General features: G+C 67.0%; 1 pseudogene. It reads right to left on the reverse strand.

The features are described from left to right. Nucleotides 1–910: pseudogene (locus AC1D15_RS34665) on the reverse strand (hypothetical protein); the annotation flags it as partial.

Genomic DNA, 910 nt, shown 5'->3' on the forward strand with positions numbered 1-910 from the left:
TCGTAGCCCCACACGTAGCTCGGCCCGCCTGCAGGCCCTTGCACTCCGCTCTGACTGTCCGGCAGGTTGAAGCCCGTGAAGGTGATGCCTCGATACTTGCCCGCCGTCGCGCTGGCGACGTTCCCGTTCGCATCGAAGCCGAAGGTGTTGGTGGCAGCGCCTTCGATGCTCTGCACCGCATGCGGCCGCACCGCATTCGCGCCTTGCGCGCCGTAGCTGTACACCCCGACATCGCTCTTGTAGAGGATGCTGCCCAGCGCGTTGTATTGCAGGCTGACAGTGCGGACCAAGCCGCTGATCGCAGGGGCTGCCACCGTGTAGCGCTGCAGCCGACCCAGCGCATCGTGCTCGAAGTTTTCCGTCACCGCRCCGSTTGCACCGTCMCCGTTCGCATCGTTGCGGTTCGTCAGCCGCCCCAGGCTGTCCCACACGTAGCCGTGGTTCAGCACATCAGTCGCGTTGCCCTTGCCCGTCGTCAGGCTGCTGGCGCGGCCCGTCGCGGCTTCATAGCCCGACTTGCTCACCACGGCGTTGCTGTAGCGCTGCTGCTCAAGGTGATCCCATGCGTTGTAGGCCTGCGCCTGCCACAGCACCGTGCCGGCCGGCAGCGTCGTGCTCGCACCCGGCGTGCCGCCCGGCGTGGCAGGCAGCGGGTTTACCGTGACCGCCGTCGCAAGCGACACGCTGCCGAGGAACCCCTTCGGCGTGTAGCCGTAGTTCACCGTCAGCCCGGTCGGCCAGGTCTGCGTTGCCTGCCGGCCATTCGCGTCATAGCTCAGCGAACTCGCAAAACTCGGCCCGTTCGCCACCGTCGTGCGGTTGCTGATGAGCCGCCCCAGGCTGTCGTACACCCACTGCTGGCTCATGTCGGTGCTGGCGCTCGTCGCGCACAGCTTGCCGATGCCCATCG

This window comes from Rhizobacter sp. P2_H2, from assembly GCF_056403375.1.